The organism is Gimesia aquarii (assembly GCF_007748175.1).
Lineage (GTDB): Bacteria > Planctomycetota > Planctomycetia > Planctomycetales > Planctomycetaceae > Gimesia > Gimesia aquarii_A.
The window spans coordinates 3,400,520-3,413,995 of the sequence record NZ_CP037422.1; the positions used below are offsets into that span (position 1 = coordinate 3,400,520).

A 13,476-nucleotide genomic window follows, 5' to 3' on the forward strand; every position below is an offset into this window, starting at 1 on the left:
CTTTCAAGAAACTGCGGTCTAGGGAACTTTTACTATCTCAACCCAAGAAGGAGATTTTCCCACATCATAGGTCGCAAACCGTTCCAATTTTCCTGTTTTGGGAGAAATTCGATAAGCGGCAAGCTTGCCATTCTTTTGGCCAGCGGCATAGAGGTATCTGCCAGACGGATCAATATTAAACGAACGAGGGGTATCTTCTGTTGGCTCCTGCCCTAAAGACTTCAATCGCCCTGACTTCAGATCTACTTCGTAACAGGCAATGCTGTTATGACCTCGATTGGAGGCATATAGATACTTGCCTGAAGGTGAAAGCTCAATGTCCGCACACGTGTTTTTTCCCTCATATCCTTTCGGCAGAGTGGAAATGGTCTGAAAGGGAGTGAGAGTCCCCATCTTAGGATCCAGCTTATAGGCTGATACAGAGCTTCCCTTTTCATTATCAAAATAAATAAATCGATTATCCTTTGAGACAGCAAGATGTCTTGGCTCTAAACCTTCGGCAGCTTGAACCAGAGGCTTTTTATTCGCCTTCAACATACCCGTCTTTTCATTGAGTATGAATTGGTAAATGGCATTCGGACCTGTATGAGGTACGAAAACAAATTGATTCGATTGATCTGGTAAGATTGCGTGAGCTTTTTTGTCAGTTGGAATCGTCTGCAGAATTTCAGTAGAAATTTCACCGTTTTTAGATAATTGATGAACGGCAACTTTACCTTCGCCATAATACGCAGAAAACAGGTAGTCCCCATTTCTGTCACTCGCGATGTAGGCTGCATTCCCCCCCGCTGGAACGGATGAAATTTTCTTGAGTTTACCATTTTGGGGATTAATAGAATAACTGTTAAATTTCTTTGCCGATCTCACTGAGGCAAACAAATATTTCTTTTCAGGGTCTACCTCCAAACAACCCGGAGCGCCTTCAAGCTTCACATCTTCAACATGAGTTAAATCGCCATCCTTTTCATCCATTTGATAAACTGCGATTTTCTTTTCTCCACCGAGAGAAATATAAACGAAACTCGCAGCAAGACAGGGAGTATGCGACAAAACGAACAGACCCACGATTGATAGACAGAACCGAAGCAGAAGATGCATGATAGCCCCTTTGAATATGAAACCAACTACGAATAACACATGTTTGTTTGTATTAGTAGAGCTAGTTTTGAGGGAAATATCAAGCAGAAGCGGCTTGTAAAGCTCGTCCCAAAGCTTCCAATTCACGTGCGCCGCCAAAAACAATACAGATATAAACCTGATCGTCTTCAATCCATTTTACTGTCGCATAATTCCCTTTTTTGAGCTGAGAATACTCGACATTTCCAGGATCAAAATAAGTATGCGAAGGCAACGGAGCCACTCGCCTGGCGGGCACCTGCAGTATTGCCCCATAAACAGGCTGGGCTTTCCCAGTATTAAGTGTGAAAAAACGAACCACAGTGTCATGGACCGGTGATTTGGGTTTATGAGCTGATGATTGATCTACAAAAACGCCATACGAATTGGGGGTAAAGTTTAAACGACCTTTGAAACGCCAACCTCCTTGAGTCGGCAGGCGTTCAGAAAAATTATTATCAAATTCAGACAAAAAACGACGATCCAGGTTTAGCTTTGGACTGAACTCAGATAAATCAATGACCGGCCCTTGAGCAACAAAAAAAGAAACCAGCATTGCTGCAAATACCAAACAAGCTGAAAGTCCAGCAAGGACACCCGGCTTTTTAAGAAACGATTTCCGTGGGGAAATGGCAGGCTGATCACTTATCAAAACATTTTCATTAGATTGAACAAGTGAATCCAGAATAGAATTTTTTAACCCATCAGGAACTTCAACGTCAAGAAGTACAGATTTGAGCTGGTCGTGAAAAGCCGCATCGCCCGGCTGTTCCCCTTGATCAGAATGTTCTGATGATTTAGATGGCTCTGAAAAATTCATAATCGTTCCATATAACCACGTAAGAAGAAAACCGCAAATAATTCTATGAATGGATTGTTGTCTCTTCTTTAGAAAGCGATGAAAAGCGCTCTTGTAAAAATGATTTCGCCCTCGCAAGACGGCTCATGACCGTTCCAAGTGGAATCGAGAGTTCAGTGGCGATTTCTTTGTAAGTTTTCTCTTCAAAATAAAACATCAATAACGGAACTCGAAAATCTTCTGGCAAATCTTTAAGAGCACATTGTAACTCAGATGAAGTTAATTCAGGCATCATTTTTTCTTCAGAGGGAAGATCAAACGTCTGGCTGAGTGCTACTGGAGTAATTTTTTTTGTGATCTTTTTCAAAAATAAATTTCGCAAAATTGTGCAAAGCCAAGAGCGGGCTAAACTCATATCACGAAGTTGAGACAGTTTTTTCTGAGCTACCAAATAGGTCTGTTGGGTAAGGTCTTCTGCATCTGCTCTATCACCCGATAAACGATATGCATATCGGAAGAGCAGCTGGTAGTATTGATCCACCAACAGGGCAAGTTCTTCGGAGGTAGTATGGTTCTGTAAGGACATAACCTAACTCTCTATGTAGTAAAGATGCTGAAAAACACCTTGTTATTCCCCAATAAAGCTAATTTATTGAATTTTTTTCTTAATTCTGATTTCATAAGCATCATTCAGTTGAATTCTTCATATGTTTCACTGAATTTTCTGAACAAGTGCCCCCTTCGTTCTGCTGGAGATTACCTCCTAGGATTTGATCACTTTCCGCTGAATTGTCAGGGACTCTAATCGACTTAAATCGGGATCAGGTAATTCTTCAAAGGCTTTGACGCTGGGAACTCCTAAATCATTGTTTGATAACCTCAATGGAAATTCGGCAAGCTCTTCATGGTAATATTTTTCACTGGGAAAAATGTCTGCGGGATAAGTGAAATTATCCAACATCGCCAACGCAGTACAATGGGAAGCGCCAGTTGCACTTTCCAGCATCCCGCCCACCCAACAAGGAATCTCTGCTTCTTGGCATAAATCATGGATTTTCACCGCATTCGTAAGGCCCCCAACTCGCCCGGGCTTGATATTTATATAACGACAACTTTTCAATGTGACTGCCTGCTGAGCACGACCAGGGTGAGTAATGCTTTCGTCCAGACAAACGGGGGTTTTGATGATTTTCTGAAGCTGAGCATGATCCGTTAGATCATCGTGCTGTAAAGGTTGCTCAATCATTGCCAGCTCAAATTCATCGATCGCTTGAAATAACGCGGTATCTTGAATTCGATATCCACTATTACAATCGATGTGAAACGTTGCTTCAGGAAAAGAAGAGCGAACTGCTTTGAGCATGGGAATATCCCATCCGGGACGAAACTTAAGTTTGATCCGCGGAAAGTTTTGTTCTACGGCAGTTCCGACTTCTTCGATCAAATCATCCAGATGATCCATGACTCCGAAATCAGCTCCTACCGGGACTTCGTTTCTCGTGGCGCCTAACGCAACATGTAGCAGAACATCCTTCTTTCGACTATGCAAACTCCACCAGGCATTATCCAAAGCTGCTTTGGCAAATGGATTGCCTTTATAGAGAGACAATTTTTTCTGCAAATCTTCGCCACTGTCGATCTCTTGGCCAATCACTGCTGGTGCCAGCCATTCAGAAACCGTATGAAAGACACCACCGGCCCATTCAGGGCTATAACAAGGTGCAGCCAAAGGTGTACTTTCTCCCCAACCTTCTACAGATCCACTCGTCATATGACATAATACTGAATGAATCGCTGCATCTTCACCATACGCAGTTCGCCAGGGATAGATGAGCGGCATGGCAACATGGAATAATTCAATCCGTTCAATTTTCATCTAGAGTTTAAATCCTAAATCTATTGCAGAGAATTCATCGTAGAAGCAAAAATGTGTTTTAAGCATCCTCTAACAAGTCCCAAAATTCGCTCTCTGCTGCATCTAATTGACTAGTCGGCTTCGATTGAGACTTCGATTTTTTTTGCCTTTGAGAACTTGCCTGAGTCTTACTCGATCTTTTTGATGAAGCTTGTTGTTTCTGGTTCAATGAGGGGGAACTCCGTTGTCCTTTTTTGGGGACTTGTTTCTTGCTTTTTTTCTTTTTAAGTTTGTGGGTTGTTCGCGAAGACAATAAACCTTGAGAATGTTTTTCAGGATCAGAACAATTAGATCCTGGCGGTCCCTGCTGAGGTTCACCACACTGATTACATAACGCAACGGGTCGCTCCGAGCTATCAAGTCCACGAGCCACCTGTTGATTCTTTTTGGAAACAACAGGTGCATCGGGCAACTCTCTTTTATTCTCAGTCTGTTTTACCACTGGTTCAGCCTGATCCAGAATTCCTTCCAGCATATTACTTTGCTCAAGCTGCAATTCATCTTGAGTTTCAGTAATTTGCTGACTGTTCTCTGACGTTGTCTGCAATATGTTCTGTTCACGAGTAATTTCTATCTCAGCCGCTTTCCCACTGGCAAGATCTCTTGCAGAAACATGAACGCGGGCTTCCGCATCGTATTCCATTAAAACTTCGATTTTCGAATCAACGGGTAAATCGGCAGGCAAACCTTCGATTATGCAATTTCCTAAAACTACAAATGGCTCATCCTGAGAAGCACCGCTTTCAATTAATTTTAGGTGAACTCGTCTCTGGTTTGCAGATACTGTTCCATAAGTATGCTTGACTGATGCAGGCAGCTTTGTATTTGCCGGGAGGAGATAATGAGGTATGCGTTGCTGTCCTTGCTGGTCTCGCACGAGAAAACCTAATGACCGGGCATTCACACTGTGTTGTTTGATCTTTGCCAGACGACTGGCAGCTTCAGTCGTCAGAATGGATTCAGCATATTCACGATTGCTCAACAGCATTCCCGCATAATAAGCCGCACCATGTGCGATCGATTGGTCTGGGGGCAGCGAAAGGTTGCGAGTTGTTCCACTCGATTTTTTGAGGGCATCTCGAATCATGGGCATACGAGATGAACCACCAGTCGTCAGGACCACATCGACATGAGCCCACCCCATACCATTATCTTTTAACAAAGACTTGGTAATCGCAGTTGTTCGACTAACTAATTCTTTGGTGAGTAGTTCAAATTGAGACTGGGTAATCTGATAAGTTTTCCGCTTTGATCCAACCTGACAGGCCAAAGTTGTTTTAGGCCTGACAGTGAGACTCCGTTTCGCCTGTTCGACTTCATTCGCGAGATACTGGAGACTTTCAGGATCATTAGCGGGGTTCACTCCAAATTCATTCACGAATTGTTCTGCGATTGTTGCCTGTAATTTGCTGTTCCAGTCAATTCCCCCTAATTTTAAATCACCACCACTGGCAATGACATTCACTTCATCTTTTTGGTACTTTACCAAAGAAAGATCGAATGTACCGCCTCCCAAATCGTAAACAAGAATCCGCTGTTCTTCAGCAAGCTCTGCAAACCACATCCCTTCAGATCCCAAAACATAGCATAAAGAAGCTGCCACTGGTTCGTTAATCAGGTCAACTTGTTTTAGCCCTGCTTGTAAGGCTGCGTTAATTGTTTCTTGACGCTGCACATCACTGAATTGAGCGGGAACGGTAATGACTGCTGATTCAACAGCTCCAAGACGTTCGTTCGCTGCGGCAAGCAGTTTTTTTAAAATAAAGGCAGAGATATCTTTTGGAGTAAAATACCGACCGTCGATCTCCCATTGAAAATCCGGTTTACCAAGAAAACGTTTCGCATGTTGTACGACATTGAGGGGATTAACGATCGCATGTCGGAGTGCTTCTGTTCCAACGATCACCTCAGCACCATCAAACATAGCCACCGAGGGAGTAGATAATTCCCCTTCCTGGTTGGGAATCGTAACCGGTTCACCATGCTCATTCAGATGAGCGATGCAGGAATAGGTTGTTCCCAAATCGATTCCGACAGCCTGTATTTTCTGCATAAAGCAATAACTCTCTTTAGATCTACATTTTCACATACTTGAAAGATAAAGTATTACGGGAAAGGACGCTTCTCATATGTTATCATGGACACCAGCAACACTCCAGCACTTGATTCGTGTTTTCCTGCTATAAAAATGGCTAGATCGCTATAAAAACTGAAAGATCTGTTTTGTGAAAATGTACCGACAACATCCAAATTGGTGGTTTTTGATTTTACTGCTCCTTTTTTCCAGTGGAATTGGACCAATTCGATCAATAACCGCCAGGGCTTCACTGGAAAACTCAAATGCCAGCCTGAATCGAGAGACACCGAATTACTTAGCCAATCGTAACTTTCGAAAGGGTTTGACTAAGACTTTTTCGGCATCCTGGTCGAACGTTGAAATTCGCTCGATAATCCAGCGCATACGAAGCACACAAAACATCTCAATCATCCTTGACCGGAGAATTGATCCGTCTTTGAAGCTGAAACTGGATATACAAAATCTGACTTTGGAGCAGGGGCTGAAAAATTTAGCGTCTCAGGCTCATGCAAAAACAGTGCTCGTTGGCAGTAATGTTTATATCGGTCCTGAAAAAGCAGTCTCGAATTTAAAAACTCTGCTCGAGATAAGAAAACAAGAACTCGTTGATCTTACTGAATCTCATCCCCGCTTAAAAAGACGTTTTCTTTTTCTCTCCCAAAGAAAAACGTTCCACTACCAGGACCTCGATCAACCTTCTGAAATTCTGGAACAAATCACAGACGCGTATCAGATAACAGCTAAAAACCAGGATCTGATCCCCCATGATCTGTGGAGTCACAGCACCTTTACGTCGGTCAATGCTACTGAAGCACTATCACTACTACTAATTCAACTTAATTTGACATATCGATGGAACGCGCAGGAAACACAAATTGAACTCATTCCCATTCCTGCTTCTGTCACGATTACAAAATCATATACACCACGCGCAAAATCAGTAGCCATTTTAATCAATCAACTGAAAGAACGTTTCCCAGACATTGAGATCAGAAGGGCCGAAAAGACAGTATCTATCAGAACTACGGCAGAAGTTCATGAAGAGATTGAGCAACATTTAAATCCAAAGGCTGCAATCAACAAAAGAAAACCTCAATCAATCAATGCCGTTCCCATTCAACGACGAAAATTTACCCTACGCGTCAAAAAGGCCCCCATTCTGGCTATCATGAACAAACTGGAAGCATCTGGAATCGAATTTCATTACAACGCGAAACAGCTGCAAGAAGCAGGCATTGATCTCAACCAGCTGATTGATATTTCTGTTAAGGATGCTAGCGCAGGGACATTTTTTGACTCACTTTTTAGGACTCTCAATGTATCATATGCTATTGAGGGGACCAAAATAGTTCTCACGCCGAAATAAGTAGCGTCTAGTCAGGCAGCCTTAGGTTCCAATGCTAAAACTTTCCCAGAACTTTCTTTATTGGTGATACGACGATACTTTGAATTCAAGCACAGAATCGGGTAATATTCCGACTGTGTGAGTTAAAACCAGTCTTTGTGAGTCCATATTACTATATCGCCCACATTGGACAAAAGCGATTGCCTGCCTGCTCAGGCTACGAGAGTGTTGTGTATAAACTATTTGTAAATAACACTTTATCAATAAGAGCTTTCTAATAATCACCTTCAAACCTTGTGGGAAGCGTTCGTAAAAGCCTAGATTGATTCGTCAGCAGCTGAAGATTTTTGAACGAATGTAACTTGGCTACTGACCACAGATGCCTGAATGATAAAAATGATAAATTTGTAACGATCATTGCTAAATTCAAACAACCTAATAAAAACAGGAAATGTTCTGCTGAAAAAACGGCATGAACATTCCAAATATAGAACAGCAGAGTGAGGAGATAACGTGGCAAGTCCTAAAAATATGATTGTGGCCCAATCCGGAGGTCCTTCTCCGGTGATCAATAATAGCCTGCGGGGATTAGTAGAAACTGCTCGAGATCTGCCAGAAATAGGAACGATTTATGCAGGTTGGCATGGAATTGAAGGGGTCCTGAAAGAAGAATTGCTCAATTTGAGTGGACAATCTCCTGAAGAAATTGCACTTTTAAGAGTCACTCCCGCAGCAGGTTCTGTAGGAACATGCCGTTATAAATTAAAAGAACATCAAAACGAGGACTTTGATCGCATTATTGAAGTTTTCAAAGCTCATAATGTGGGTTACTTCTGTTACATCGGTGGAAATGACTCGATGGATACAGCAAATAAAGTAGCTCAAATGGCTACTGAGAGAGGTGTTGATGTCGTCGGCATTGGTGTCCCCAAAACAATTGACAACGATGTAGGAGACAGTGAATTCAAACTCATCGACCACACTCCCGGATATGGTAGTACCGCCCGGTATTGGCTGAGTATGGTTCAAATGGCAAACGAAGAAAATCGGGGAAGTTGTCCTGCCGATCCTGTTCTGGTTCTTCAGGCAATGGGCCGCAAAATAGGCTTTATCCCGGCAGCAGCTCGTCTGGCAGACCCGCAGCGAAAAATACCAATGCAAATTTATCTTGCTGAAAACCCTGTCAGTATCGAACAGATTCATACTCAAATTAACGATCAGCTTAGAAAAGATGGACGACTGATTGTAGTCGTCAGCGAAGGACTGTCGCTGGGAGACATCGGCGAAACAAAAGATTCCTTCGGGCATACTCAGTTCAGTTCCAGCCAGATGACGGTTGCCCAATTACTGGTAAACGAACTGAATCAGAGAGGTTTAGCAGTGAAGGGGGCTGCCCGGGCAAATGTTCCAGGCACAGATCAACGACACAATATCGCCTACGCCTCTACGGTTGACTTAGACGAAGCCTATGGAGCGGGACAAAAGGCAGCATTATTGGCAGCCGCTGGCGAATCGGGATACATGTCGACCATCCTTCGTAATGAGGGACCAGGTTACAATGTGCGTTATGATAAAGTTCCATTACCAGAAGTAGCGAACAGCGAACGAACATTTCCCAAAAACTGGATTTCTGCTGATGGCATGGACGTCACCGATGACTTTATCAAGTATTGTCAACCTCTGGTTGGTAACGACTGGCCCAGCGTTCCTTTAATTAATGGGCGTATGCGATTAGCTCAACTGCAGCCATTATTTGGAGATCAAAAGTTACCTAAGTACGTTCCCCAAGCAGATAGGTCAGAATAAACCAAACTGACGTACTTTTGTACGAAGTGAATTAGATAAAACATTTTTTAGCATGAGGATGGGAGAGAACTGTGTCGGATAATCCATTGGATACCAACTTTCAAAAGAAAAACGACTTTTTGATCGGTATAGATTCGGATGGTTGTGCCTTTGATTCGATGGAAATCAAACATAAAGAGTGCTTCATTCCTAATTTTATCAACTATTTTGGTTTGCAGCCCATCTCAAAGTATGCCCGCGAAGCTGCTGAATTTACGAACTTGTACTCTAAGTGGCGTGGCGCCAACCGCTTTATTTCATACACACTCGCATTAGATCTGCTTGAAGAACGCTCAGAAGTCAAATCGCGAAATGTCGATATCCCTAAGCTCCAAGGCATTAGAGACTGGATCGAACGTGAGACAAAATTGGGAAATCCCACATTGGCCGCTGAGGTGGAAAAAACTCACGATCCCGATCTCGAACTCGGATTAAAATGGTCCTTGGCCGTGAATGAAATGATCGCTGATATGGTTCATGATGTTCCCCCATATCCCAATGTGAGAGAAAGCCTGATTAAACTGGATCCGGTAGCCGACATGATTGTTTGCTCTGCCACTCCGAATGAGGCACTCAATAAAGAATGGGAAGAACATGATATCGCCCAATATGTGGACGCGATTTGTGGACAAGAAGCAGGCAGTAAAAAAGAAACCCTGGGACAAGCCAAAGATTGTGGATACGAATCAAACAAAGTCTTAATGATTGGCGATGCACCTGGTGACATGAAAGCAGCTCAAGCCGTGGGTGCTCTCTTTTACCCCATTAATCCCGGTGCCGAAGAGGCCAGTTGGGAACGTTTTATCAATGAAGCCTGTGATAAATTCCTAAACGATGAATATGCTGGAGAATATCAGCAAAAAGTAATTGATGAGTTTGACAGTTATCTGCCAGAGCAACCTCCCTGGAAAGTATAATCTTACAGAACAATTGCATAAAATCACAACGGATCAAATTCAACATCGTTTCTATTAACAAATCATCAAAAACAAACGAGAGTTTTCAATGTCAAAACACGATATCGGCCTGGTAGGCCTGGCAGTCATGGGACAAAATCTGGTACTGAATATGGCCAATCATGGCTACTCGGTCGGTGTTTTCAATCGCACTACCAGTGTAACCGATGATTTTGTTGCCAGTAAAACTGATGAGCAAAACATTACGGGATATCATAGTCTCAAAGAACTAGTTGAAAATCTGGCAACACCACGGAAGGTGATGCTCATGGTCAAGGCAGGTCCTGCTGTTGATAACATTATTGAAGACCTCAAAGGCTTATTAAGCCCTGGCGATATCATCATCGATGGAGGCAACACACACTTTGATGACACGAACCGTCGTACTAAAGAAGTAGAAGACGCAGGCCTCCTCTTCATCGGCACAGGCGTTTCTGGTGGAGAAGAGGGGGCGCTCAAAGGCCCCAGTATTATGCCTGGGGGATCACCCGACGGTTGGCCACACGTAAAATCCATTTTACAAGATATCTCAGCCAAAGTAGGCGATAATAATGATATCCCTTGCTGCGAATGGGTAGGAGAAGCCGGTGCAGGACATTATGTCAAAATGGTACATAATGGAATTGAGTATGGTGATATGCAGCTGATCTGCGAATCATACTATATCCTCAAGCATACGTTGGGACTCACTAATGACGAACTTTATAAGGTATTTGATGACTGGAATCGTGGTGAACTGGAAAGTTACCTGATTGAAATCACCCGCGACATATTCACCGTGCTCGATGGAGAATCAGATGACTATCTGGTTGATAAAATCCTGGATACTGCCAAACAAAAGGGAACAGGCAAGTGGATGAGTCAACACGCATTAGACTTGGGTGTTCCCACAACTCTGATTACAGAAGCCGTCTATGCCCGTTGTCTTTCAGCTCAAAAAGAAGCGCGAGTCCGTGCATCAAAAATCCTGAGTGGGCCTGAGAAAAAATTTGATGGAGATCGAGATCAATTTATTGAAGATGTAAGACAGGCCCTTTATGCTTCTAAATTATGCAGTTACGCACAAGGTTATGTTCAATTGAATGCCGCTGCGGAACACTTTGGCTGGAAGCTGAATAACGGAGATATAGCCCTCTTGTGGCGTGGTGGCTGTATCATTCGCTCCACATTCCTGCAAGACATTAAAGCAGCCTTTGATAAAAATCCTCAACTTGAAAATCTTCTCTTAGATGATTTCTTCCGTAATGCCGTTGATAACGCACAATCAAGCTGGAGACGCGTTGTGGCAACCGCGGTTGAGCTTGGATTGCCTGTTCCCAGCTTCACCGCAGCCTTAAGTTATTATGATGGATATCGCCAGGAACGTTTGCCAGCAAATCTGCTTCAGGCACAACGTGACTATTTTGGAGCTCATACATATCAACGAATCGATAAAGAAGGTACCTTTCATACAGATTGGATTCGTGAACGCCGGCTGGATTCGTAAGCACACTTCAGATGGTTTCATATTCATAACCAATCTAATTTTGCTGTAGCCAGCCTATGCATTTGACCGTTAATAGAGATATGAGCTTTATTAACGGACAAATCCGTGATTAGTGGGGAATGGAGCAATGCGAATCGTATTGTTGGGGACCGGTGGTTATCACCCAAATGAACGTCGGCATACCGCATGCTTAATGATCCCTGAATTAGGGATCATTTTTGATGCGGGAACCAGCTTTTTCCGCGTTCCCCACCATCTTCAAACACGGAATTTACAGATTTTCATGACGCATGCTCACCTGGATCATATTGTCGGCCTCTCTTTTTTTCTGGTTCCGATGCTGTCAGATCAAGTTGACTCTGTCAAAGTTTATGGTGAAGAGTCAAAACTCGCTGCGATTCGAACCCATCTGTTTTCTGATGAAATCTTCCCCGTTCTTCCAGACTACGAGTTCATATCGCTACCAGAAACAGTCGAAGTCGCTGGCGGCGGAACTCTTCGACACTTACCGTTAGAACACCCAGGAGGCTCTATAGGCTATCGAGTCGATTGGCCAGACTGCTCGATGGCATATGTCACCGACACAGCTCATCCGGAACAGCATCTCGAATTTGTTCAAGGTGTTGATCTATTGATTCACGAATGTTATTTTCCAGATGAAATGTCAGAGTGGGCAGATAAAACCGGACACACCCACACAACACCTGTTGCTGAACTCGCCAGGGATGCCCATGTTGGAAAATTGATTTTGACGCACATCGATCCTCAATGTGCAGGCGATGATCCAATCGGAATCAAAGTTGCCCAAAAGATCTTTCCTAATACAATATTAGGAGAGGACCTGATGGAAATTGATTTTTAGCACTAAGAAATACATCTAATCCTTCCGCCTGTTTCAATAGTAAGTTTTCACGAACCATGACGAAAGAAACATCAACAAAGCCATTTCTTTCTCAGGGGCTTCTTGAAGTTTTGAGAAATCCAGAAAATCACTTCTCACTGGAATTCGACAAAGAAAATCAGCTTTTAGTCGATCAGCAAACCAGCCAATCTTATTCTGTGATAAAGGGTATCCCACGTTTTGTAGAACAAGAACATCTTTCGAGCTTTGGTCTGCAATGGAATAAGTACGAAGTTGCGCATGCTGATGAAGATCGAGCGACGTTTACAGCCAAAACAGGCTTGCCATTAAGTGAATTAAAAGGACTCAAAATCCTGGACGCTGGCTGTGGAGGAGGCCGCTATAGTAAGGTGGCTGCGGAAGCAGGAGGAATGGTATTTGGTGCAGACCATACAACGGCCGTTGAGAAGGCTCAAAAATTATGCAATCATCTTGAAAACGTCCATCTCGTCCAGGCTGATCTCAAGCACCTCCCTTTTGAACCTTCCTCATTTGATTTTGTATTTTCTATAGGCGTTATGCACCATGATAAAGACACGCGTGCTGTATTCAATGCAGTAGCCGCTATGGTTAAACCTGGGGGCCGCTACTCTGTTTGGCTCTACCGCAAAAATCAGTGGTGGCAAGAATGGATCAACTCAGCTCTGAGAAAAACCACCACGCGCATGTCTCCCGAGAAACTGGAAAAGTGGTGTCGTCTGGGCGCTTGGTTTGGAGGCGTTCCTGTAATCAATAAAATTCTGAATAAAATCGTCAACTTCAGTAACCACCCTCATTGGGAAAATCGAGTGTGTGACACATTTGACTGGTATGCTCCTGCCTATCAATACCACCATACAATCGAAGAGCTCAAATCCTGGTTTGAACAAGCCGGGTTCGAAAATTTAAAAATCCTGCCTCCAGAAAAATCAGGAACTCTTTATCGTTGGTGTTACAAGCATAACCTACTGATTGGCAGCGGAGTGAATATCCAGGGAACAAAATCTGTATGATTCCTACCTTAGCCTCACTCCAAAAACCCTCTCATTTTAGACAA

The 13,476-nt window shown here is 43.3% G+C and carries 11 protein-coding genes; 6 read left to right on the forward strand and 5 right to left on the reverse strand.

The annotated features are described in order from the left end of the window. Nucleotides 1-18: 18 nt before the first annotated feature. The 5 genes from V202x_RS12990 to V202x_RS13010 all read right to left on the reverse strand — a co-directional run bounded on the left by V202x_RS12990 (nt 19) and on the right by V202x_RS13010 (nt 5,883). Nucleotides 19-1,098: a lactonase family protein gene (locus V202x_RS12990; protein ID WP_145175349.1), complete on the reverse strand. Its 1,080-nt coding sequence runs from the start codon at nt 1,096-1,098 to the stop codon at nt 19-21. Between the two features lie 79 nt (nt 1,099-1,177). Continuing rightward, nucleotides 1,178-1,936: a hypothetical protein gene (locus tag V202x_RS12995; RefSeq protein ID WP_145175352.1), complete on the reverse strand. Its 759-nt coding sequence runs from the start codon at nt 1,934-1,936 to the stop codon at nt 1,178-1,180. Nucleotides 1,937-1,979: 43 nt separating this feature from the next. Next, nucleotides 1,980-2,459 carry an RNA polymerase sigma factor gene (locus tag V202x_RS13000; protein ID WP_197993370.1) on the reverse strand — a complete coding sequence of 160 codons (480 nt, stop codon included), beginning with the start codon at nt 2,457-2,459 and terminating at the stop codon, nt 1,980-1,982. A 219-nt stretch (nt 2,460-2,678) separates the two neighbouring features. After that, nucleotides 2,679-3,791: an o-succinylbenzoate synthase gene (gene menC, locus V202x_RS13005; RefSeq protein WP_145175358.1), complete on the reverse strand. Its 1,113-nt coding sequence runs from the start codon at nt 3,789-3,791 to the stop codon at nt 2,679-2,681. Nucleotides 3,792-3,849: 58 nt separating this feature from the next. Continuing rightward, the gene (locus V202x_RS13010) at nt 3,850-5,883 is read right to left on the reverse strand and encodes an Hsp70 family protein (RefSeq protein ID WP_145175361.1); all 2,034 of its coding nucleotides are present in this window, start codon (nt 5,881-5,883) and stop codon (nt 3,850-3,852) included. A gap of 178 nt (nt 5,884-6,061) precedes the next feature. Between V202x_RS13010 and V202x_RS13015 the strand changes: the two genes are divergently transcribed. From V202x_RS13015 to V202x_RS13040, 6 genes are all read left to right on the forward strand, one after another. Beyond that, the gene (locus tag V202x_RS13015) at nt 6,062-7,273 is read left to right on the forward strand and encodes a hypothetical protein (RefSeq protein WP_145175364.1); all 1,212 of its coding nucleotides are present in this window, start codon (nt 6,062-6,064) and stop codon (nt 7,271-7,273) included. Between the two features lie 492 nt (nt 7,274-7,765). Further along, entirely contained in the window at nt 7,766-9,058 is a 1,293-nt protein-coding gene (locus V202x_RS13020) for a diphosphate--fructose-6-phosphate 1-phosphotransferase (protein WP_232098971.1), read from the forward strand. 71 nt (nt 9,059-9,129) lie between these two features. After that, nucleotides 9,130-10,014 (forward strand): HAD family hydrolase, encoded by an 885-nt coding sequence (locus V202x_RS13025; RefSeq protein WP_145175367.1) that lies wholly within the window; start codon nt 9,130-9,132, stop codon nt 10,012-10,014. Between the two features lie 88 nt (nt 10,015-10,102). Further along, the gene (gene gnd, locus V202x_RS13030; RefSeq protein ID WP_145175370.1) at nt 10,103-11,539 is read left to right on the forward strand and encodes a decarboxylating NADP(+)-dependent phosphogluconate dehydrogenase; all 1,437 of its coding nucleotides are present in this window, start codon (nt 10,103-10,105) and stop codon (nt 11,537-11,539) included. A 127-nt stretch (nt 11,540-11,666) separates the two neighbouring features. Further along, nucleotides 11,667-12,401, forward strand: a complete 735-nt coding sequence (locus V202x_RS13035) for an MBL fold metallo-hydrolase (RefSeq protein WP_145175373.1) — start codon at nt 11,667-11,669, stop codon at nt 12,399-12,401. A gap of 56 nt (nt 12,402-12,457) precedes the next feature. Then, nucleotides 12,458-13,432 carry a class I SAM-dependent methyltransferase gene (locus tag V202x_RS13040; RefSeq protein ID WP_145175376.1) on the forward strand — a complete coding sequence of 325 codons (975 nt, stop codon included), beginning with the start codon at nt 12,458-12,460 and terminating at the stop codon, nt 13,430-13,432. Nucleotides 13,433-13,476: the final 44 nt, after the last annotated feature.